The organism is Streptomyces sp. NPDC060028, assembly GCF_042736725.1.
Classification (GTDB): Bacteria; Actinomycetota; Actinomycetes; order Streptomycetales; family Streptomycetaceae; genus Streptomyces.
The window spans coordinates 1-19,877 of the sequence record NZ_JBHWVJ010000116.1 but is presented as its reverse complement, the minus strand read 5'-3'; the positions used below and the strand labels follow the sequence as shown (position 1 = coordinate 19,877).

General features: G+C 70.9%; 15 protein-coding genes and 3 pseudogenes. 10 read left to right on the top strand and 8 right to left on the bottom strand.

What is annotated here, in order from left to right; translation table 11 throughout:
* The 5 genes and pseudogenes from ACFWBF_RS34195 to ACFWBF_RS34175 all read right to left on the bottom strand — a co-directional run.
* A pseudogene (locus ACFWBF_RS34195) lies at positions 1–289 on the bottom strand (lytic transglycosylase domain-containing protein); the annotation flags it as partial.
* 387 nt (positions 290–676) lie between these two features.
* Positions 677–1,297, bottom strand: a complete 621-nt coding sequence (locus ACFWBF_RS34190; protein ID WP_385608619.1) for a TIGR03086 family metal-binding protein — start codon at positions 1,295–1,297, stop codon at positions 677–679.
* A gap of 115 nt (positions 1,298–1,412) precedes the next feature.
* Positions 1,413–1,870 (bottom strand): annotated as a pseudogene (locus tag ACFWBF_RS34185) (response regulator transcription factor).
* A 50-nt stretch (positions 1,871–1,920) separates the two neighbouring features.
* The gene (locus tag ACFWBF_RS34180) at positions 1,921–2,601 is read right to left on the bottom strand and encodes a sensor histidine kinase (protein ID WP_385608617.1); all 681 of its coding nucleotides are present in this window, start codon (positions 2,599–2,601) and stop codon (positions 1,921–1,923) included.
* Positions 2,580–3,125 (bottom strand): annotated as a pseudogene (locus ACFWBF_RS34175) (sensor domain-containing protein). The gene ACFWBF_RS34180 and the pseudogene ACFWBF_RS34175 overlap by 22 nt, the downstream one beginning before the upstream one ends.
* A gap of 109 nt (positions 3,126–3,234) precedes the next feature.
* Here ACFWBF_RS34175 and ACFWBF_RS34170 point away from each other — a divergent pair.
* The 5 genes from ACFWBF_RS34170 to ACFWBF_RS34150 all read left to right on the top strand — a co-directional run bounded on the left by ACFWBF_RS34170 (position 3,235) and on the right by ACFWBF_RS34150 (position 6,257).
* Positions 3,235–3,939, top strand: coding sequence for an FtsX-like permease family protein (locus tag ACFWBF_RS34170; protein WP_385608615.1), 705 nt, complete (start codon positions 3,235–3,237; stop codon positions 3,937–3,939).
* A 12-nt stretch (positions 3,940–3,951) separates the two neighbouring features.
* On the top strand, positions 3,952–4,194 hold the full coding sequence (locus ACFWBF_RS34165) for a hypothetical protein (protein ID WP_385608614.1): 243 nt from the start codon (positions 3,952–3,954) through the stop codon (positions 4,192–4,194).
* The gene (locus tag ACFWBF_RS34160) at positions 4,176–5,036 is read left to right on the top strand and encodes an ABC transporter permease (RefSeq protein WP_385608612.1); all 861 of its coding nucleotides are present in this window, start codon (positions 4,176–4,178) and stop codon (positions 5,034–5,036) included. Before ACFWBF_RS34165 ends, ACFWBF_RS34160 begins: the two co-directional genes overlap by 19 nt.
* A 122-nt stretch (positions 5,037–5,158) precedes the next feature.
* Positions 5,159–5,305 carry a hypothetical protein gene (locus tag ACFWBF_RS34155; protein WP_385608610.1) on the top strand — a complete coding sequence of 49 codons (147 nt, stop codon included), beginning with the start codon at positions 5,159–5,161 and terminating at the stop codon, positions 5,303–5,305.
* Between the two features lie 61 nt (positions 5,306–5,366).
* Positions 5,367–6,257: a hypothetical protein gene (locus ACFWBF_RS34150; protein WP_385608608.1), complete on the top strand. Its 891-nt coding sequence runs from the start codon at positions 5,367–5,369 to the stop codon at positions 6,255–6,257.
* A gap of 448 nt (positions 6,258–6,705) precedes the next feature.
* Here ACFWBF_RS34150 and ACFWBF_RS34145 read toward each other — a convergent pair whose 3' ends face one another.
* Both ACFWBF_RS34145 and ACFWBF_RS34140 read right to left on the bottom strand, forming a co-directional pair.
* The gene (locus ACFWBF_RS34145; RefSeq protein WP_385608606.1) at positions 6,706–10,653 is read right to left on the bottom strand and encodes a hypothetical protein; all 3,948 of its coding nucleotides are present in this window, start codon (positions 10,651–10,653) and stop codon (positions 6,706–6,708) included.
* Entirely contained in the window at positions 10,650–13,646 is a 2,997-nt protein-coding gene (locus tag ACFWBF_RS34140; RefSeq protein ID WP_385608605.1) for a hypothetical protein, read from the bottom strand. The genes ACFWBF_RS34145 and ACFWBF_RS34140 overlap by 4 nt, the downstream gene beginning before the upstream one ends.
* 205 nt (positions 13,647–13,851) lie before the next feature.
* On the opposite strand from ACFWBF_RS34140, the gene ACFWBF_RS34135 reads away from it, so the two are divergent.
* From ACFWBF_RS34135 to ACFWBF_RS34120, 4 genes are all read left to right on the top strand, one after another.
* Complete coding sequence (locus ACFWBF_RS34135) at positions 13,852–14,619, top strand: BTAD domain-containing putative transcriptional regulator (protein WP_385608603.1); 768 nt, start codon at positions 13,852–13,854, stop codon at positions 14,617–14,619.
* A gap of 129 nt (positions 14,620–14,748) precedes the next feature.
* Positions 14,749–15,699: a hypothetical protein gene (locus ACFWBF_RS34130; RefSeq protein WP_385608601.1), complete on the top strand. Its 951-nt coding sequence runs from the start codon at positions 14,749–14,751 to the stop codon at positions 15,697–15,699.
* Between the two features lie 6 nt (positions 15,700–15,705).
* Positions 15,706–15,972 (top strand): hypothetical protein, encoded by a 267-nt coding sequence (locus ACFWBF_RS34125; protein WP_385608599.1) that lies wholly within the window; start codon positions 15,706–15,708, stop codon positions 15,970–15,972.
* Positions 15,969–17,048 carry a ferritin-like protein gene (locus ACFWBF_RS34120; RefSeq protein ID WP_385608597.1) on the top strand — a complete coding sequence of 360 codons (1,080 nt, stop codon included), beginning with the start codon at positions 15,969–15,971 and terminating at the stop codon, positions 17,046–17,048. Before ACFWBF_RS34125 ends, ACFWBF_RS34120 begins: the two co-directional genes overlap by 4 nt.
* Positions 17,049–17,166: 118 nt before the next feature.
* On the opposite strand, the gene ACFWBF_RS34115 is transcribed toward ACFWBF_RS34120, so the two are convergent.
* The gene (locus ACFWBF_RS34115; protein WP_385608595.1) at positions 17,167–18,039 is read right to left on the bottom strand and encodes a hypothetical protein; all 873 of its coding nucleotides are present in this window, start codon (positions 18,037–18,039) and stop codon (positions 17,167–17,169) included.
* Positions 18,040–18,441: 402 nt separating this feature from the next.
* Between ACFWBF_RS34115 and ACFWBF_RS34110 the strand changes: the two genes are divergently transcribed.
* The gene (locus ACFWBF_RS34110; RefSeq protein WP_385608593.1) at positions 18,442–19,725 is read left to right on the top strand and encodes a chloride channel protein; all 1,284 of its coding nucleotides are present in this window, start codon (positions 18,442–18,444) and stop codon (positions 19,723–19,725) included.
* Positions 19,726–19,877: the final 152 nt, after the last annotated feature.

Here is a 19,877-nt window from a genome sequence, read left to right as displayed (position 1 = left end):
AGCCCGCCGAGGACATCTTCGAGGCCGGCAGGGCCTGGACCAGGCCGTAGGCGCCGGAGGAGGAGTTCGTGGCGGTGTGGTCCCAGCCGCTCTCGCGGGAAACGATGTTGTTGAAGGCCGCGAACTGCGCCGGGTCCTTGATCATCTGCTGGGCGATCGCCTTGGCGTTCGTCGGGGCGGCCTGCGCGGGAACCGCGGCAAGCATGGAACCGGCGACGCCCAGGGCGAGGACGGAGCCCGCGAGGGTCTTCTTCGAAGCGGCGATACGGCGGATGACTGCGTTGGACACGGATTGACCTTCCGACGGGGACAAGGACGGTCGCGGGCATGTCTAAGACATGCGTGAGCCACTCACGCAAAGGAGAGGGGTTCGTCTGCGGCGGGTGAAGCACCCGTGCCGCTTGGCGACTCATCCAGTTCTACAGACGCCCCGACGCCCTGGCAACGACCCCTCTTACTAGTGCTCCTCGCAGCCGGGGCGGAACGGCCCCCCGTCGCGGCGATCAACGTCCGCGCAGGTGGGAGCCGGTTTGCGGGGGCGTATACGGGCCGTTCAGAGCCTACGATCCCGCTTCGTATGTGACCTGCGTCCTGTGGGCCGCCTCACCGCCGAGGGCCCCGAATCTCACCCTCCGCGACCGTTTGTACCCCTTTCGGAGGTGCGGTCGGAGGGGGCCTAAACCCCCGAATCGAAGGAAATCGGTGTCGGCGGCCTCCAGCCCGGATCGCGCCCGCTGAGACCGACTGCCCGGTCCAGCAGCGGGGCGTCGTCCGGTACGGGTACGACGGCGCCGAAGATGCCCCCGCCCCGGCTCTCGTCCTGGGCGGCCGCCAGGAGGAACGCGTGCGAGGCGCGCAGCGCGGCCTGATCGGGAAGGTACGCCTGGCCAGTGGCCCGGGCCAGGTCCCAGCCGTGGATCACCAGTTCGTCGGCAGCCATCACACCCGCGATTTCAGCCGGTAGGTCCACGCCGCCCGCGCGGGTCATTCCGGTCCAGGCGGCCGGGTCCCTCCAGGCCTCGGCCAGCTCGCCGAGGACCCGGGGCAGCTCCTCGCGCCAGCCTGCGGGCAGGGAGGGCGCGGCCGAGTCGGGAGCCGTGTCCGTCGTGGGGCCCAGGTCCTTGCGGGCGGCGTCACGGAAAGCGACGGCGAGGCCTGCGAGGTGGCCCAGCAGGTCACCGACCGCGTACTCGGGGCAGGTCGTCCGGTCGGCGAGCCGGGCGTCCGGGACGCCGGCGGCGAGACGGGCCACGATGTGGGCTTGCGGTCCGAGGTCGAGGGTCGTCGTATCGGTCATCTGCCGCTCCTCCGTGACGCTGGGTCCTGAAGGGTAGACCGGCAGCAATGCCCGTACTCATCGCAACGCGGACGGAACGGAGCGGTAGCGCGCGTCCGCAGACCTGTTCGCCCCGTCAGCCCCGCAGATACGCCAGGACGGCGAGCACCCGGCGGTGGGACTCCTGCGCCGGCGGCAGGTCCAGCTTCATCAGGATGTTCCCGATGTGCTTGCCGACCGCCGCTTCGGAGACGGTGAGCCGGCGGGACACCTCGGCGTTGGAATGCCCCTCGGCGATCAGCGCGAGGACCTCCCGCTCGCGGGCCGTCAACCGCTCCAGCGGATCGCGCCGGCGGCGGATGAGCTGCCGGACGACCTCGGGGTCCACCACCGTCCCGCCGGCCGCCACTCGCCCTACCGCGTCGAGGAACTCCTCATCCGCACATCGGTGACGACGATGTCCGGCCGGTGCTCGGCGACGGCCGCTTCGAGTTCCTCGGCATCACCGACGGCGGCAACCGTCTCGTGCCCGAAGCGGGCGAGCAGGCCGACGAGACCCTCGCGCAGCAGGACGGAGTCCTCGGCGAGGACCACGCGGAGCGGCCGGCGGCCGCCGCCGGCAGTGGCAGCGGCGGCGCCGGCTTCTACGGGACCACGACCGACATGCGGTCGGCCAGCCCCGTGAGCCCGCTGCCCCGCGCCGCGTCCGCCCCGCCGCACCCGTCGTCCGCCACCTCCACCGTCAGGCGCGCCCCGTCGTGGCGGCCGGTGACGGAGATCCGGCGCGCTCCGCTGTGCTTCACCGCGTTGGCGAGGGCCTCGCTCACGAAGAAGTACCCGGCGGACTCGGCCCGTTCGGGCAGCCGCCCGGGGAGGCCGAAGTCGGTGTCGACGGGGATCGGCGAGCGGTCGGCGACATCCGCGACGGCGTCCGCCAGTCCCCGGTCGGTGAGGACCTGCGGGTGGATGCCGTGAATGAGCTCGCGCAGCGAGGTCAGCGCCTGCCCGGCCTCGGCCTGTGCGGTGGCGAGCTGCCGGGCGAGCGCGCTGCCGGGCGGGGCGTCGAGCCGGGCGAGGCCGATGGCCATGGAGAGCGCGACGAGTCGCTGCTGGGCGCCGTCGTGAAGGTCCCGTTCGATGCGCCGGCGTTCGGCGTCGAACGCCGCCGCAAGCCGGGCGCGGGAGCTGGTCAGTTCGGTGACCTTGACGGCCAGGTCGGCCCGGCCGTCACCCAGCATCAGGCGGGCCAGGGCCGCCCGGGCCGCCGCGAGCGCGCCGAGGCCGTAGAGGAACAGCGGCAGCATCAGCAATCCGGCGGCGGACACAGCAGAGCCTCGGGGTGGCCGGTGATGCCGTGGATCTTGAGGGGGTTGACCTGTTCGCCGTCGAGGGCGAACAGGACGGGGGTGGCCATGAGGTCGATCGGCACGAACAGCGCGCCGCCGATGGCGAGGAGTTCCAGCGGCCACAGGACGGTGGCGGCGAGCAGCATGTAGCCCAGTTCCCGCCAGGTCGCATGCTCGCGGAACCGGGTGCGGTCTCACGCCGCGGGCCCCGTGCGGTCCGGTTCGCGGTGCGGGTCGGGCAGGCGCTCGGCACCGGGGTCGATCAGCCGCAGCCGGCGGCGTTCGACGGCCGCGTACGGCACTCCGGCCAGTGCGAGCGCGGCCAGCAGCGGCAGTCCGACGAGTACGACGGCGAGGGCCGTCCCGGATACGGCGAGCAGCAGGAGCACGGTGAGCGCGACGGCGCCGGTGAGGGCGCCGGTGAGCAGGTAGGCGGTGGCGCGCCAGGGCCGGGCGGATCGGAGGTACCGGCCCGCGTCCGGACCGAGGGGTGTTCGGGACATGCGGTCACGGTAGGCGGCGGGCCGGGCGGCACACAGTAGTGCTGGCCATACCTTGGAGACTCGCCCCTGCCCCGCTGACCGGGAACTTCCGCGGCGGTTGGCTCGGGCCATGCTGAACATCGCGTTGAAGTCGCTGCGGCGGCGCTGGTCGACACAAGTGGGGACGTTCGTGGCGGTGGCCCTCGGGGTCACCCTGATGACTGTCATGGGGCTGGGGCTCGCGGCGTCGGCGGCGCTGCCCTCGGGGGTCGAGGTGGTGGGCATCAACTCGATGCTGGGCACGGCGGGCGGGGTGAGTTCGTTCGTATCGGTGTTCGTGGTCGCGTCGACGTTCTCGTACGCCGTGTCGCAGCGCCGGCGGGAGCTGGGGCTGCTGCGGCTGGCGGGTTCGACGCCCGGGCAGTTGCGGCGGCTGGTGATGACGGAGGCGGCGGCCGTGGGGCTGGCCGGGGCCGCGGCCGGATGCGTACTGGGCAGGGCGGGTGCGCCGCTGATGGCGCGGTGGATCGTGTCGGAAGGGCTGGCGCCGGCCTCGTACGTGATCGGGGACCAGAGCTGGCCCTTGTACGCGGCGTTCTGCACCGGCCTGTTGGTGGCGCCGGCGGGGGCCTACGCCGCCTCCCGGCGGGCGGGACGGGTCGGTCCGCTGGAGGCGCTGCGCGAGGCCACGACGGACGAGCGGCCGATGACACCGGGCCGGTGGGCGGCCGGGGGCGGGCTGCTGCTGGTCTCGGCCTGCGCACTGCTGGCCCCCGTGCTCGTACGGCCCGTCATCCGGCTGCTGATGTGGATCCCGGCCCGGCTGACCTCGTAGGCGGGCCGGCTGGTGCGGGCGAACGCCTCCGCCGGGATCCGCCGGACGGCGGCGGTGGCGGCGCCGGTCCTGGTGATGGTCGCGCTGACCGGGTCGCTGCTCGGCGCGGCCGCCACCCTCAACGAGGCGAAGGCCACGGAGGCCCGTACGCAGACGCGCGCGGACTACGTGCTGACGGGCGACCGCCTGCCGGACCGGCTGGCCGTCCCGGGCGGGGCGGGGCGGTCGCGCTGTCCTTGTCCGACACCAGGCTGACGGAGGAAGGCTTCGTCAAGGTCCCGACGCAGGCCACGGCGGCCGACCCGGCGGCGCTGGCGGAGGTCTCCCGACTGCCGGTGGTGGCCGGGTCGGTCGCGGACCTGGACGACGGGGGCATCATCGTCACGCAGGAGTGGCGGCAGCACGCCGTCGGGGACTCGGTACCGCTGTGGCTGGCCGACGGCACCAGGACCAGCCTGCGCGTCGTGGCCGTCATGAAGACGGGCACGGGCAACAACGGCGCCTACGTCACCGCGCGCAACGCGCCGGGCGCGAAGGTGTCCCGCATCGAGGTCAAGTCCCCGGCGAGCGCGGCCCCCGCGGTCCGGGAGGCGGGGGCCGGATACGGCGCGATGGTGCGCACCAGGGCCGACTGGGTCACGCAGACCCACCCCCGCACCAACAGGTACACCGTGCTCGGGTTCGTTCTGGTTCTGGGCGTCGCGCTGGTCTATACGGCGATCGCGCTGGCCAACACCCTGCTGATGGCAACCTCCGACCGGGCCGGCAAACTGCGCCTGCTCCGCCTGGCCGGCGCCACGCGTGGCCAGGTCCTCGCCGTGACGACCGCGGAGTCCCTCCTGACGACCACGGTCGGCGCCCTCCTCGGCGCGGTGGTCACCGCGGTCAACCTGAGCGGCATGCGCGCCGCCCTGGCGGTCCTCGGAGTCGACTCCCCGGTCGTGGTCCCCTGGCTCCCCATGGCGGCGGTTGCCGCCGTCTGCACGGCCCTGTCGGTCCTGTGCACCCTCCTCCCCGCCGCCCACGCCCTCCGACGAGTTGTGGACGTGCGCCCCGGCCCGTACCAGAGGATTATGGACGGTGGAGAGAAGCGGTGACACCGGATGCGGGCCCCCGGCCCCCCGGTGGGGATGGATGGTGGACCGTGAACGAAGGACACCGCGCCCATCGGTCAGCGGTGGCTCCGCCACCGGCTCGTCGGGTACGTCTTCCCGGCTTCGTGAAGGACGAGGACATCGGCCTCGGCGACGTCGTGAAGCACGCCGCGCAATCGCTCGGCATCGGCCCCTGCGGTGGCTGCCAGGAGCGCGCCCGCAGGATGAACGCATGGCTGACCTTCCAAGGACGGCACGGCGGGACCGCATGAAGCCCTGGGGTACCGGCGCTTCCCCGGCCGCCGGCCGCGCACACCCGTTCAGGAGCTTCCCATGAGCGTCGAACACGCCGGAGACCAAGCAGCGGATCCCGTGGCCCCCGTGTCCGAGCCGGGATGCCCGTCGTGCGGAGCGGCGTCCCGTGCGCCGGACGCGCCGCAGGAGCACCGGTCGCCCTCCTACGTCTACGCACTCGGTCAGGTCGACTTCCGCTTCCCGGACATGGGCGTGGAGAGGGAGCTCGCACAGACCATGAGCCGCACCGAGACCGCGCAGCTCACGGATCGCCAGGCCGTCAGCGAGGTGCTCACCCGACCGGAGAACCGGTACCTGGCACGGCACCTGTGCTACGTGTTCACCGTCCAGGGGATGGACACCTACGCCCTCGTACCGCGCGACCCCGCCGACATCGGCCTGCTGGCCGAAGCCGTATGCCCCGAGCACCGGGCCACGGCCCTCGACGTCGTCGTCGGAGTGCGCGGCCCGGTCGCCGCGCCGGGCCTCTGCAACGGGCTCGCGCTGCCGCTGGTGACCGTCGATCAGCTCTACTCCTTCGACACCGCCGATCTGGTGGCGGCCATCGACAAGCCCGACAGCATGGCGACCGAGCAGTTCGACAGGGGGGCGGAGGACCTGCTGAGGACGGTCATGAGCGTTGCCGACAATGTGGGCGCGTCGGACGAACACCGCGCTCTGACGTACCTGCTGGTTCGTTACTCGGAGATCTACCGGAAGACGTTCGAATCGAGCATGAACGAATCCTCGCTGACATCGATCGACGTCCGCCGCTCCAACATCGGCGGGGCGCGACGGGTCATGGACGTCGTGCTGGCGTACTCGAGTCGCCGCACGGACGTGACGGAGAAGTTCTTCGTACCCGTCGACGTCACGGACGAGTACCCGTTCCGGTTGCACGGGCTGTCGCCCTACTACGACCACCACTGAAGCCTGAAACATCTTGCCCGGAAAGGACGACCGACATGAGCGTTCCGGGATTCACCGCAGCGCCGTCCCTCTACCCATCGGCGTACCGCCTCGAGACGCGAAGGGGAGGGTCTCCTCCGGAGTGCGGCACGCCCGAGGCAATGCCGACCGGCATGGCGTATTCCTTCTGTCCGACGGAGTGCGAGATCGACGCCAGGCAACGCTGCAAGAACAGTTACGACAAGCCGCGCTGCGAGGCAAAGGCTCAGACCCGATGCATGAACGAATGTCTCTTCGTCCCCTGCTGCAAGAGGTACAGCAGGTGTGACGACGGAGTCGCATTGGCCCGGGAGACCTGCTACAGCGGATATTACGCTCGACCCGTGTCCACCGCGTGGGTGGAAACCGGTGGCTGCTGACCTCGTGTGACCTCGTGTGACCTCGTGGCCGCCGACTTCAGACGGTGACTTCAGACGGTGATGGTGTCGAGATACGAAATACGGCGGATCGGCTCTGCGTCCGGTCCGCTGATTTCGTCGACTTCCTGGATCAACAGCCGCTGGGGGCGGGGCGGGAGCACAGGCAGGGGGACAGTCCCCGTCCAGCGCGCGAGGGGGCCGGTGCTCTCCACCAGAGGCAACGTGGTCGTGGTGGGTCCGGTGGCGGGCGTGCCGACCGTCGCCCACTGAGCGGGGTCGTCGATCGACGAGTTGCCGCGGATCTGCACACTCACGATGATCCGCGACGAGATGTTGGCCATGCCCGCCGGCGGCACGGGGCCGGTGACCGTAACCGTGGCGGTCTGGCCGCTCACCGTCACCGATGCCTTCCGGAGAGCCGGGATCTGAATGAAGCCGGCATCCACTCCGGGAGACAGCCGTAGGTCCTCCGGGGTGCGCAGAGCGTCCGGCTGCAGGCGTGCCACCCTGAGCCGCACGAACGGCTGGTACACGCGCTGGCCCTGGAACGCGACGTCGGCGTACCACAGCTGCCGCGTTTCGTCGTACAGGACGGCGTACCCCAAGGCGTGGACGGAGCCCACCGGGACGTCGACGACCGCACGGAGCAGGTCCGAGGGCCGGGGGAAGCCGATCAGTGGCGCGTCGCCCGGCTGGCGGACGGGGTCGCGCCCCCACATGGTGGCCCACTTCTCCGCGGTCGAGTCCGGCTGCGCCCCCTCCGCCATGACGAGGACGGCCAGCAGCTCTCCCTCCCCCGAGGCGTACCAGGGCCGTTGCAGATAGACCCGGACGATTCCGCCCTGCCGCGTGCTGACCTTCGCCGCGCCGGTCGACTCGTCCTGCCACTGGAAGGCGGGCACCACCGAATGGACCGCCGGCGCGGGGGGCCTGGCCGTCGCCGGGACGTGCAACGTGACGGGGGATCCGGCACGCGTCACCGGCGGCACGACGAAGGAGACCTCGACGGAGGCCCCGTCGGGGATCGCTCCGCCGTCCATGCGCGAGATCGTGCCGCTGCCGTGGTCGACGCTGTAGTCCCGGTCGGGGCTGTAGTGGTCGGGCCCCGGATCGGCGGGCCTTCCCGCGGCGGTCAGCGGATCGACGACGCCGCGTACGACGACCGTTCCCGGGACGAACGCGCTCGCCACGGCCGCCGGAGCGGTCCCGGTGAGCCGGACCCTGCCCCGCTCGGTGAAGTACGAGACGAACCGCGAGGTCGCCACGGGCGTGAACCGCACGGTGCGGTGCCGGGTGTCGCCCATGTCGTGGCGGGCCCGGACCGGCGTGGTGGCCGCGGCGGCGCCGACGGCCGGACCATCGGCATCCGAGTGGAGGCCCTCCTCGCCCTCGTGCAGGACGGCCCGGCCGACCGATGTGCTCGGTGCCTTCTTCTGCGTCAAGTCGTCGACCGTCTCGTTCCATGTGGCCTCGGTGTGCACGGACAGGGTCGACGGCTCGTGGATGGCCACCGCCGGGTCGGCCAGGACGTAGGCGGTCTCCCCGGGCGCACGTTCGACGCGCGGCTGTCCGAACGCCGGACCGACGACCGGGCAACGCACCGCGTGGATCATGCGCAGTTTCGTCGTCGGCGTGAGTTGCGCGATGCGTCCGGCAACGGCGTGGGAACGCGACTCGTCGATCTCGTCGGCGGACCGGCCGCCGGATTCGGCGAACCAGTGCCACAGGCCGAGGAGTTCCTCGTCTCCCGGACTGAGCATGGTGCCCAGCAGCGTCGTGATGGACGCACCGGGGGGCAGCGTCACCCTGATCAGACGCGCGGCCGGATCGATCACCGGCGGCTGCGCGCCGCTGGAAGCGCCCGGCGCCACGACGAGCCGCAGCGGGAACCGCTCGTGCCAGCCGCTGCCCCGGGGCCACTCGGCCAGGAGTTCGGGCATCCCCGGCAGGCCGTGGAGCGCGGCTCCCCTGGAGAGGGGGTCGGGCAGCCACGGCAGGTCCATCCTGTCGATGTCGATGTACGGGGTGCCCCCGGCGCCGGGGTCGGCCTGGCCCTTCACCGCACCGCCGTCCAGCCTGGTGAGCAGCGCGTGGACGGCCGGGTCGAGCCGATGCAGGGCGGCCACGTCGAGGACGCCGTGGCGTTCCAGCAGTTGCACGGCCGCCTTGGAAGCCAGGAGGTGACGTTCACAGGTGGGGCCGGGGACCGGGGCGGCGGGGTTCGCGTTGTTGGTCCGTACGACCAGCACCGTGGCCGATTCGCCGGGTGTGACGGGCCGCCGGGGTACGAGCACGGGGGCGGTCACCGGTTCGTAGCGTGAATAGCGCAGGGGCGCGGTCGCGGGTTCTCCGGCCGTCGGGCGGGAAGTGAAGGGAAGGCTGCGGCCCGCGAGGTCGACCAGACGTGCCCGGAAGCGGTAGGAGCGGCCGTAGCGCAGCGAGGGCAGCGTCCCGTCGGGCGGCCGCACGGTCGAGGAGAACGGGAGGTTCGGCTGGACCGCCGGCGCCGGGTCCTGGAGCTGTTCGGCGGCGTCGAGCATCTTGCCCGGAAGCTCGGCGACCAGGCTCCAGCCGCTCCAGCGGAACAGCGACTGGTGCAGCCGGGAGACCCGGCGGCCCTGCGGGTCCACGCCCCGGGTGATGGCGTCGGTGACCGTACCCTCGTCGTCGATCGGCAGCCGGCCGGCGAAGCCGCTCACGGTGTAGGAGCCGGTCCGGCGGCACAGCGGGTACCAGCGGCCGGACTTCTCGTCGAAGACGTCCACCCGGTAGCCCAGCTGCACGTTGTCGGCGTGCATCGTGATGGCGAGCCCCGGCTCTTCGGCTTCCTCCAGGTCGTCTGCCATGGCGGCGGCCTTGTGCAGGTTCTCCCTGAAGTCGATCTGTCGGTTCGCCTCGGTCACGGAGATGCCGTCGGAGCGCAGTGCCGGTGCCCGCACAGCCGGTGGCTTCTCGGTACGGGGAAGTCCCGCGAGCATGCCGGCGTACGACTGGAGCGCGAGGCCGCCGGCGTCCACGTCGACATCGACGGCGGTGTACTTCCCGGTGTCGTCGAGGGGAAGGTGCAGTGCGGCCGCCGATCCGTTGCGGCGCCCCAGCAGGAGGCGCCCCTCGCGCACGATGCACTGGGTGAACGGCAGGTCGTTCCGGATGAACAGGGCGTTTCGCGGCACGGCCTGAAGGGTGACGGGGCCGTCCAGGCCCGCGGCCAGCGGGACCTTCACCCGCCGCACCAGGCCGATCAAGGCCATCAGACCGGGGTGGTCGGCGAGCGCCGCGAGTATGCCGTGGAAGTCGCGTTCCGGCATGCGCAGCTCGTGCGGTTCGTTTTCCTCTCCCTCTCCGGACGGAGCGGCGAACGGCAGGTGGAAGTCGGCGAGGCGCAGCCAGCCGTCCGGGTCCTGCGCGAAGTCGTCGGGCAGCACCCCCTCTTCGAGGGCCGACGTGACCGGGTGGGCCCTCGAGAGCCCCTGGTCCGCACCGACGAGGCGGATGAGCCGGTCGACGGTGTCCCAGTCCCGTGGGAGTACGGTTTGACCGCAGCGATTCACGGTCGACGGGTAGCGCGTGCCGGTGCCGTCGATCGCCGCGAACAGTCTGCCGTACTCCTCGCGCAGCGAACGTGACACCAGGTGGCTGGGGTAGGACTGGAGCGGGTCGGTCGACACGGTGCGGTCGAAGGCGTACGACGTGACCGGCGTGGAGGACGGGAACAGCGCCCGCCAGAGCGCGGGCTGGGGAACCGCTTCCACCGTGGCGGAGGTCGTGGCCGTTTCACCGCCCGGCTTGCGGAACCTCACGCCCAGGTCGAAGGCGAAGGACGGCCAGTCGAGGACCCGCGGGTAGCTGGAGAGCGGCAGGACCGCCGTGCCCCCGGCGTCTGCTTGATCGGTGGAGAGCTGGATGCCGAACATGAGCGAGAGGTGCGCGTTCCCGTCGGCGCTCTGCGGTGCCTCGGGGTCGGGCAGCAGCGTCCAGACCACTGTTTCCCTGATCATGCGTCCTCCATGGGGGCGAAGGCGGCGCATCTGTCCCGCCACGGCTGTGGGGTCGGGAACGCCTGGGCGAACGTCGGATCGTCGCCGCCGCCGAAGGACCGCTCCAGCTTCATCGTCACGGACTTGGAGAAGAACGCCACGCGCACCCGGACGGTTACCGAGGCCCAGCCGTGCACCGTTCTGGGAGAGCGGAATTCGAGCGCGAGGTAGAACTCGACGGAGATGTTGACGATCCCGAGGATGTCGAGCTCACCCACGGCCCGGAAGAAGCCCTTCAGGGTGGACTGGCCGTTGTCGAGCGAGAAGTAGACGCCCGCTGTCACGCATACGGAGCCACTGGCCACACCGAGGTTCAGTGCGGCGGCCGCGCCGAATTCCACTTGGGCTTCGAGGGCGACGACCTTCCCGGTCTCGACGGTGAGCGAGAGGAAGCCGCCGCCGCCGAAGAGGGACACCGTGAGCAGGAAGGGGTGTTCGCGTGAGGACACGCCGAACGTCGCGCGCACGGGATCGCCGTTGAAGGGCAGGGTGACCGATGCCGAGAGCGCGAGGTTGCTCAGCATGAAGGCACCGAGGGCGACGGTGGGGATGGCCAGGCTGTAGCCGACCTCGATGCCGGAGGTACCGACGGCTATACGTGGGCCGTTCGCCGCCGAGGGGAGGTACTCGCGCAACCGGTCGAGGAATTTCAGCGGGCCGGAGAACTGCACCTCGCCGATCTTGACGTCGAGTGACGGTGAGCTTCCCGGCCGGCTCGTGAAGCCGAGCTGGCGGAAGTTCACCTCCAGGACGCCCGCGAAGGACAGTTTGAATGCCTGGAGTTGACCGCGCGTCTCCGTCACCGGTGCGGTTCCGTCGAGGCGCACCGTGGTGACGTTGCGCATGTCGAGCTTCGTCGCACTGGTCGTTTGGAGTGGGCCGAAGGTGCCCGCGGTCAGCTTGGGGTGCCAGGTGAGGGTGGTCCGTACGCCTTCCGGTGGCTTCCCGGCCGGGTGCAGGACCTCGGTGACCATGCGGGGTACCTCTTCGCCGTCGCCCACCCCCGTGGGGGTGGCGGGCGCCTGCACGAGATGGGGATCGGCCAGGTTGATGAAGCCGAGCAGTCGCGTGGGCACCTCGGGGACCGCGGGCGGAGGGGGTATGGTCGGAGCGGTGAAGTAGGAGTGCGGGTCGAACTCCCCGTGCTTGAACTTCTCCAGGTCTCCGCCCACCAGTCCCGCCGTGCGCGACAGGCCCGTGACCGGCAGGTCGAGTTTCGCGATTCCGCCGGAGCCCGTCACGGGCGGCGCGAGGGAGACGGCCGGCTTCACCTGTGCGTAGACCTGTTGGGTGGCAGCGAGGCCCATCCGCACGTACTGGTTGTCGAGTTCCAGTCTCCGGGGCAGCGATCCGACTCCGTCCGCCCTCGCGATCGCATCGTGCGGCGCCAGGGAGTCCAGTGCGGGGACGCGTGCCTCCACGGCGACGAGCCTGGGGTGTGCGGCGAGCCGTCCGGCTTCCTCCAAGGAGCTCTGGGAGGCGCTCGACACCTCGGCGCCGACGTACAGGGCCGCGAGGTCCACGGTGCTGGACTCCGCGCTCGCGCCGGGGGCCGGTGCCATCTCCAGGCGTCCGGAGGCGGGCAGGGACAGCTGCTGTGCCTTCGCGTTGTACTGCACCAGGGCTTGTTCCAGACCTCCGTGGGCCCGGTCGCCCTGGATGAAGACGAGCGGAGCGGTGAAGGCGATGGGGTGCCTGCGTCTGTCCTCGGCGGTGAGGACGAATCGCAGACGCCCGTCGGACGCCCCCGGCCCGCGCACCCAGAAACCGACGTCCGCGAGCGGTTCGCCGGTGTCACTGACATCGACGACGAGGGGACCGTTCAGCCGGACCCGGTCGAACGGGAAGCCGCGCCCTTCGTTCGGCAGGGCGGCGACCCCGTCGTAGGTGATTTCGGGCATGAGGATGGTCAGGAAGCTCGTCTGGACCAGGCCTTGGTCGAGGCGCCGTTCCGTCTGCGTCGCGATCTGCACGGGGAAGCCGAAGGGCAGCAGGTAGCCGCGCTGCAGCACCTTGACGACGACGTCCCGGCCACAGACGGACTGGTGGCGGTAAGCGCTCACTCCGACCCCGGCGATGCCCGTCCAGTTGCCCGTGAGGTCGACCGTCGCGCCGAGGGCGCTGAGGGCCGTGTCCCTGGCCAGCACCGGTCGCCGGTTCATGGCCGTGGCGATCTGGCTCCGCACCGCCGCCGACAGCGAGCTGGTGAAGCCCTGGGCGGGCTCAGGAGCCCCGGCCGACTTGACGGGCACCGGCAGCCGCGAGGGGGCCTGGAGCGGGTCGGAGGCGCCCGGGGGGAGGGTGAGGCGCGTGTGCCAGATCCCGGTCGCCCCTGAAGGACCCGTCACCGGCTCGGTGGTGTGCAGCCAGGTCACCGCGCCCAGCGCCGCCGGAACGAAGGCGAGCCCCCACACGCACTCCAGCCGGGCCGAATCCGTCGGAAGCCCGGCCCAGCTCAGCAGCCCGGCGGCCGTGAGCGGTATCGACGTCCCGGGCGGCACCTTGAAGGAGACCTGGCTCGGCTTGGACAGCAATGCCTGCTTCAGCCCGGTCGAAGCGCCTCCCGGCACGGTGGCCTGTTCGAGCATCGCCTGGGGCGGCATCACGATGTGGAGGAAGCCCGGCGCGGTGGGGCTGGTGGTCACCAGTCTTTGCGCCGTGCCCTTTCCGGTACGGGTGATGCCGGAGAAGCCGAACTGGAGGACCAGCATGTCGTCACGCCGTAGCAGCGTCACGGCCCTGTCGGTCATGTCCGCGTCGAATCCGGCGTCCAGGTCCAGCTCCTCGACCGTCGCGAAGTCGGATGCCACCAGGCCCACCCCGCCGCCGTGGAGCACGGAGCCGCCGCCGGAGGGCGCGGAGCAGCCCGCGGAGTGGTCCGCGGAGGCGTCCGCGCGACCCTGAGGGGTGGCATCCTCGGAGATTTCCCGGCGCTCGTCATCCTGACTGGTCATCGCCCGTTCCCCTCGTGACAGCTGGCAAGCGCAGCACGTGGCCTGGGACGCCTCCCACCCTAGGGAAAGGACCGTCATCCCCGCGTGAACGGGCGTGTCACCGCCGTGCGGGCGGCAGGGCGAGCGGACCGCGGCCGGGTGTCCTACCGTGGAAACGGCTGCTCGGGTCCGCAGTGCTCTCCTACACATCTCAGTGAGAGTGCAGATGTACACCTCGGAATCAGTCTCGCCTCCTCGTCTGCGGTTGCTCGGCCAGTTCCGGCTGGAGTACAGCACCGAGTCGGTGGAGGTGTGTATGAACGCGCAACGACTGCTGGCCTTCCTCGGGCTGCACACCTGCGTCAACCGGACCGTCCTCGCGGGGTCGCTCTGGCCGGACGTGACCGAGGAGCACGCGCGGGGAAGCCTGCGTACAACCCTGTGCAAGCTGCCCCGGGGCGAGCGCGCGCTCGTGACCTGCTGCAGGGACTCGGTTTCGATGGCGGACTCCGTGAGCGTGGATGCCCGCGCACTCGCCGAAACCGCGTTGAGCGTGGTGCGCGCCTCGGGGACCCTGGGCGGTGGTCCGGTGCCGAGGGTCCTGCTCGACGAAGGAGAGCTGCTGCCCGGCTGGGACGAGGACTGGGTGTTGTTCGAACGGGAACGGCTGCGGCAGCTGCGCCTGCACGCACTCGACACGATGGCCGAGGGCCTGGCGCGGGATGGGCTGCACGCCCTCGCCCTGGAGACGGCCCTGACGAGCGTGCGAATCGAACCCCTGCGCGAGAGCGCTCATCGGGCGGTCGTCTCCGCACATCTCGCGGAAGGCAATGTGAACGAGGCGGTACGGCACTATCGCGCCTTCCGGCGACTGCTGCGCGACGAACTCGGCGTCGAGCCCTCGCACCGGTTCGCCCGGATGCTTCCGGCGACGGGTGGCGGAGTCGACGGTTGCCGACGGCGGCCCGGAGCGAAGCGAATGGCAGCGGAATGACGGTGGGGTGACAGCCTCCCGCCTATTCTCTCGGTGCCGGCCGCAATCGCCGCACATCCGTGTCAGGCGGACCCCCGCCCACCTCTGCTTCGCCCTCGACCTCATGGCTTCCGGGCAGGTGAACCTCTCATGACCACCACACTTCTCGACGTCACCGCACCGCCCCGACTCACCGGACTGGAGATGCCCGAAGAGTCGGGGGACGAGCGCGCCCGGTTCTACCGGATCACCAATGAGTACCCGGACGAGCAGGTGGAAGCCGCCCGGCAGGCGTTCCTGCTGAGCAAAATCCACTTGCTGAGGACCCACCCGACCCTGGAGTTCGACGAACGCGAGGCCATGCTCTCCGCCCTGACCAGCAAGCTCGACCTCGACTCGCTCTCCACGCAGGAGCCGGTGCCGGGCGGTGTGGGCTACGGCTTCTACTACAACGATCCGTTCAAGAAGGCGTTCGCGACGGGCACCTCGCTGGGCTGGGACGTCATCTGCCCCAACACTCCCGGGGGCAACGTCAACAACTTCCTGTACGTGACGGCCATGAACCGTGCGGTCCGGGGCCTGGAGGCGTACGTCCACTACTTCGCGCAGACGCCTCCGCGCTTCAAGGTGTACGACTGGGCCAGGCCGTCCACCCCCTGGCAGCTCGACATGCCGTGGTCGTCCATGGGCGAATACCTCAGAAACGTCTCCTCGCACGGACAGACCCTTCAGGTCCTCGGCATCACGAACACCACGGTGGAGGTCGCCGGCGGGATGTGGCGCAACGAGGTGCAGCTGTGGAACGCGGCCCGCAACCGCCACGACCTGGTCTACCAGTTCGACTACCCCGCCACTCTGGCCCAGCAGACTGCGGCCGACTTCAACGGCACGTGGGCGCCCATCGTGGAGACGTTCCAGACCAGCTACTCGGGCACCAGACCCCTGGGCGCCCTCGGTACGTCCCTCTGCACACGTGACAGCGCGGGCAACTGGAGTCCGTGGGCACTGCTCGCGTGGTACCAGAGCTACGTCCGCACCGACAACGTCGGCTTCCGCGTCCAGTTCCTGGACCAGAACTACAACTACGCCGTCACGAGCTGACGACCGATGTCCGGCCCCGAACCCCGCGTTCCACCGGATGCGCAGCAGCCTCCGGGACCGACCGCGGACCGGCGCGAGGAGTTCGCCCGCGAATCCCGCGACGCCCCTCGGGATCCCGAGGCCGAGGAGGCCTTCCTGCAGGGCAGGATCGACATGATCCGCGGCGACCCCGGGCTGACGGAGGCGGAGAAGGAGAAGGCAGTCGCCGCACTCCTGCGCAGCCTGCGGTCGGCGCGGAGGGAACACAGAAACGGAAGGGGACAGGTGCCGTGACCACGCTTCCCGGCTACCGGAGCAACAGGATCGTCGAATTGATGAACGAGCCCGTCGAACACCACGACGCCGACTGGCTCAAGGACTCGTTGCAGCAGGCGATCATGCTGGAACTCGCCACGCTGCCTCCCTATTTGTGCGGCCTCTGGTCGATCAAGGACCCCGGTGCGGACGAGGCCGTGTTCACCGCGATGCAGGAAATCGTCTTCGACGAGATGTCCCACCTCGGCCTCGCCGGCAATCTGCTCACCACCATCGGGGGCGCTCCCCGCCTCGCCGACGAGGGGACGGTGCCGAAGTATCCGGGGCCGCTGCCGGGCGGCGTGCGGCCGGAGCTGATCGTCTCGCTCGGCGGGCTGACGAAGCAGGCACTGGACATGTACTCCCGGATCGAGGAACCGGACCACCCGGTGGTGTCCGACGCAGCCACGACGGACACCTCCATCGGGGCCTTCTACACCGCGATCCTGGACGCGTTCAGGAACCACACGGACCTGATCACCGGGGCCCGGCAGCTGACCAGGAACATGGAGCACCACGGATCGGGCAACAGCATCGTGGCGCTCACCTCGTTCGCTCTCGTCGAGGCGGCCATCGGCGTCATAAAGGAGCAGGGCGAGGGCACGTCGGCGTCGCCCGAGAATCCTCACCCCGGAGAACCCGGCGAGCTGGCGCACTTCTACGTCTTCCGGGAGATCTTCCACGGGCGCAAGCTGATCAGGACCTCCGAGTACCCGGCGAAATGGGAATTCGCGGGTGCCGAGATCCCGATGCCGCAGACCTTCCCCATGGGTACCGTGCCGCCGGGCGGCTGGGGAGCAGGTGGTGCGTCCGCACCCGACCCCGGGACCCGGGAACTCCTCGACGCCGTCAACACCACGTACAGCGCCATGCTCGGGTTCCTGCAGCAGGCCTGGCAGCAGGACGTGCCGGCCAAGGCGAAAGAGCTGCTGAACAAGGCCGTGGGTCAGATGTTCGCCCTGCAGGACCCGGCGCAGACGCTCATGGGCCGGCCGCTGCCCGACGGCAGCGGCAAGACCTACGGACCGGAGTTCCTCTACACCGCCGGCCCGTAGTGGCCCGGCGCGCCGTCGTCCCCGTCAGGACCGGTGCTCCCCCGTACCGTTCGGTGGCTCAGGATCGTGGTGCACGGGCGGTGCGACCCCGCTCGGTGGGGGCGGCTCGCGGCACCGTTCAGGCGAGGGGAACGTGTTCTCCCAGTGATGCCCAGCTGAGCTCGGCCACGACGCCCGTGACGGGGAAGAGACCCGCATTCGGCAGGGCTGCTTCGCGGGTCTGGAAGGCCTTGACCGCGTTCAGGGTCGCCGCGTCGAACTTTCCGACCGTGAAGGTGCCGGCTGCCAGAAGGTTCAGGCGCGACGGCCCGAACATCCGCTGGATGAGGCCCACGTCGTCGGCCGGGGGCACGTCCACGTCCCCGAACTGCCGCTGGGGACGATTGCCCGGGACGGGCAGGAAGAGGATGTCCGGATCACTGGCCGGGGGTTCCTCCGAGACGGCGGCATTGCGGAACAGCCCCCGGTCGACCGCGTTGCGCTTCTCCAGCCGGCTGCCCGCCATGTTGCACTCCCGCGCGGCGTTGAACCAGTCACGCCGGCCGATGGCCTCACGGAGGTTCTTGAACTTGGGTGGCCGCAGACCGTCCGGGCCCATGCCCCAGGCCATGCTGAGGATCGCGAGTTGGGCATCCGCGGGCCATGTGGAGAACCCGGGGAAGAAGGTGACGAGTGTTGTCTCGTTCTGACTCAGCCTCGTGTCCACGAGGGTGTTGATCGAGGCCTCGCTCAGGTGCAGCGTGGTTACGGTGCTTCCCCCCTTGACGCTGGTCCACTCGGTCGTGATCTCGGCATTGGTCGCGGGGGTGTTCGTTCCGTCGTGCAGGAGCGTCGCTCCGAGGGACGACAGGGCCAGGGCGTCCGCAACGGGATCGATCTTGTTGCCGATGCCTATGGTGACGTTGCCGAGCGAGTCCAGGTACATGTGGTTGACCCGGCCCTCCAATCGCTTGGAAAATGCGGAGAAGTTGTCGCGTACCGAACTGCGCATGGCCGACCCCTTCCTTTTCCCTCGCACCGGTTCGCCCGCATGCCGGCGCCGGTCGACGGGAGCACGAGGGGCCGGGCACTTCTCTTCCTCGCGCGGGATCTTCCACGGGCGCGAGCAGGTGGCGGACAGGAACCAGGGCCCGACGGATCTTTCGGCCGGGGCGAGGAGCTGCTGAACAAGGTCCGTCAGCCACATCGTCGCCCCGCGGACCCCGGCTGTCCACCGGGGCCCGCGCAGGCGCCGGCCGCGCGAACGCGACAGCGGCAGGGCCGCGCGCGGCATCCGGGCGAGTTCGCCCGGTCGGGGTGGGTCGGGGCGTGGCTACGGCGAGGCTTGTCGTGATGGCCGGCTGAGGGGTGCAGGCTCGGCGGACGTCCCCGTGCGGCTTGGTGGAGGCAGTCCATGCCCGGTGCTCGGCCTCGCCGGAAGACCGGCCGAGCCTTTGTGGTCGCGGGGGCGGCCGGTTGTCTGGTCGGTCTGGTCGGCGGTGGTTTCCGGTGGTGCCTGGAGCACGCCGACAGGCTGCGCGCCTCGATCGTGGAGGCTGCTGCGGGTCTGGGCGTCGTGGGCTGGCTGGTCCCGGTCGTCCTCTGCGCGGTGGGCGCGGCGGTGGCGTGTCTGATCGCCCAGCGGGTCCCGCACGCGGCGGGCAGCGGGATCCAGCACGTGGAAGCCGTGTGGCGTCAGGAGTCCGGGCCGTATTCGCTGTGGCTGCTGCCCGCGAAGTTCGTCGGCGGCCTCATCGCGATCGGCTCGGGACTGGTTCTGGGGCGGGAGGGCCCGATCGTCCACATGGGCGCCGCGATCGGGTCCGTGGCCGGTCGTCGCAGCCGGCTGGATGCCGAGGATGCCCGCCTGCTCCACACCGCGCTCGGCGGGGCGGGGCTGGCGGCGGCGTTCACCGCTCCGCTGGGCGGGCTGCTGTTCGTCTGCGAGGAAGTGACCCGCACGATCAGGCCCCGCCTGGTGCTGTTGACGCTCGTCGGCACCGTCACTGCGGTGGTCTGCTCCCGGCTCCTCGTCGGTGGCGCGCCCGCGTTCCCGGTGCCGGGCGTCCCCGCCCCACCCGCGTGGACGCTGCCGGTCTTCCTGCTGTTCGGCGTGGCTGCCGGCGCGCTGGGCGCTGCCTACAGCGCTCTGGTCGTACGGACGCTGGAGGCGTGCGACCGGACCCGGGTACCGCTCACCGTCCGGGCAGCTGCCATCGGAGCCGTGGTCGGAGCTCTCATGGCCGTCGATCCGCTCCTGACGGGCGGCGGCGACCCGCTGAGCAGGCGCCTGCTGGCGGGCGACGGCATGACAGTGGTGGCACTGGTGGCCTTCCTCGCCATCCGGTTCGTGGCGGGCCCGCTCAGCTACGCGGCCGCGACACCTGGCGGGCTGTTCGCCCCGCTGCTGGCCCTGGGGGCGCTGTGGGGAACCCTCGCCCACGCGCTCGCTTCCCCTCTCCTGCCGGCCCACGCGTCCGGGCCGGCCGCGTGGGCGGTGGTGGGAATGGCCGCCCTGTTCACGGGGGTTGTACGGGCGCCGCTCACGGGCGTCGTCCTGGTCGTGGAGATGACCGGCGCCGCCGTGCTGATGGTTCCGTTGCTGACCGCGTGTTTCGCCGCGACCGTGACCGCTGACTGGCTGGTGAGCGAGCCCCTCTACGACAGCCTGCGGCGCCGGATACTGGAACGCCCCTGAGAGGGAACACCCGGCGTGCGCCGTCTCGATCAGGGCGCGGGCCGGCCCTCGGTCCCCACGGCCGCGCCGGGCCGGGCGCCCTCCGCCGGGGGTATCCAGTGCTGTGGCCGGAAAGGTTTGCCGGGTCGCGGTGTCCGGTGCGGTGCATCGCA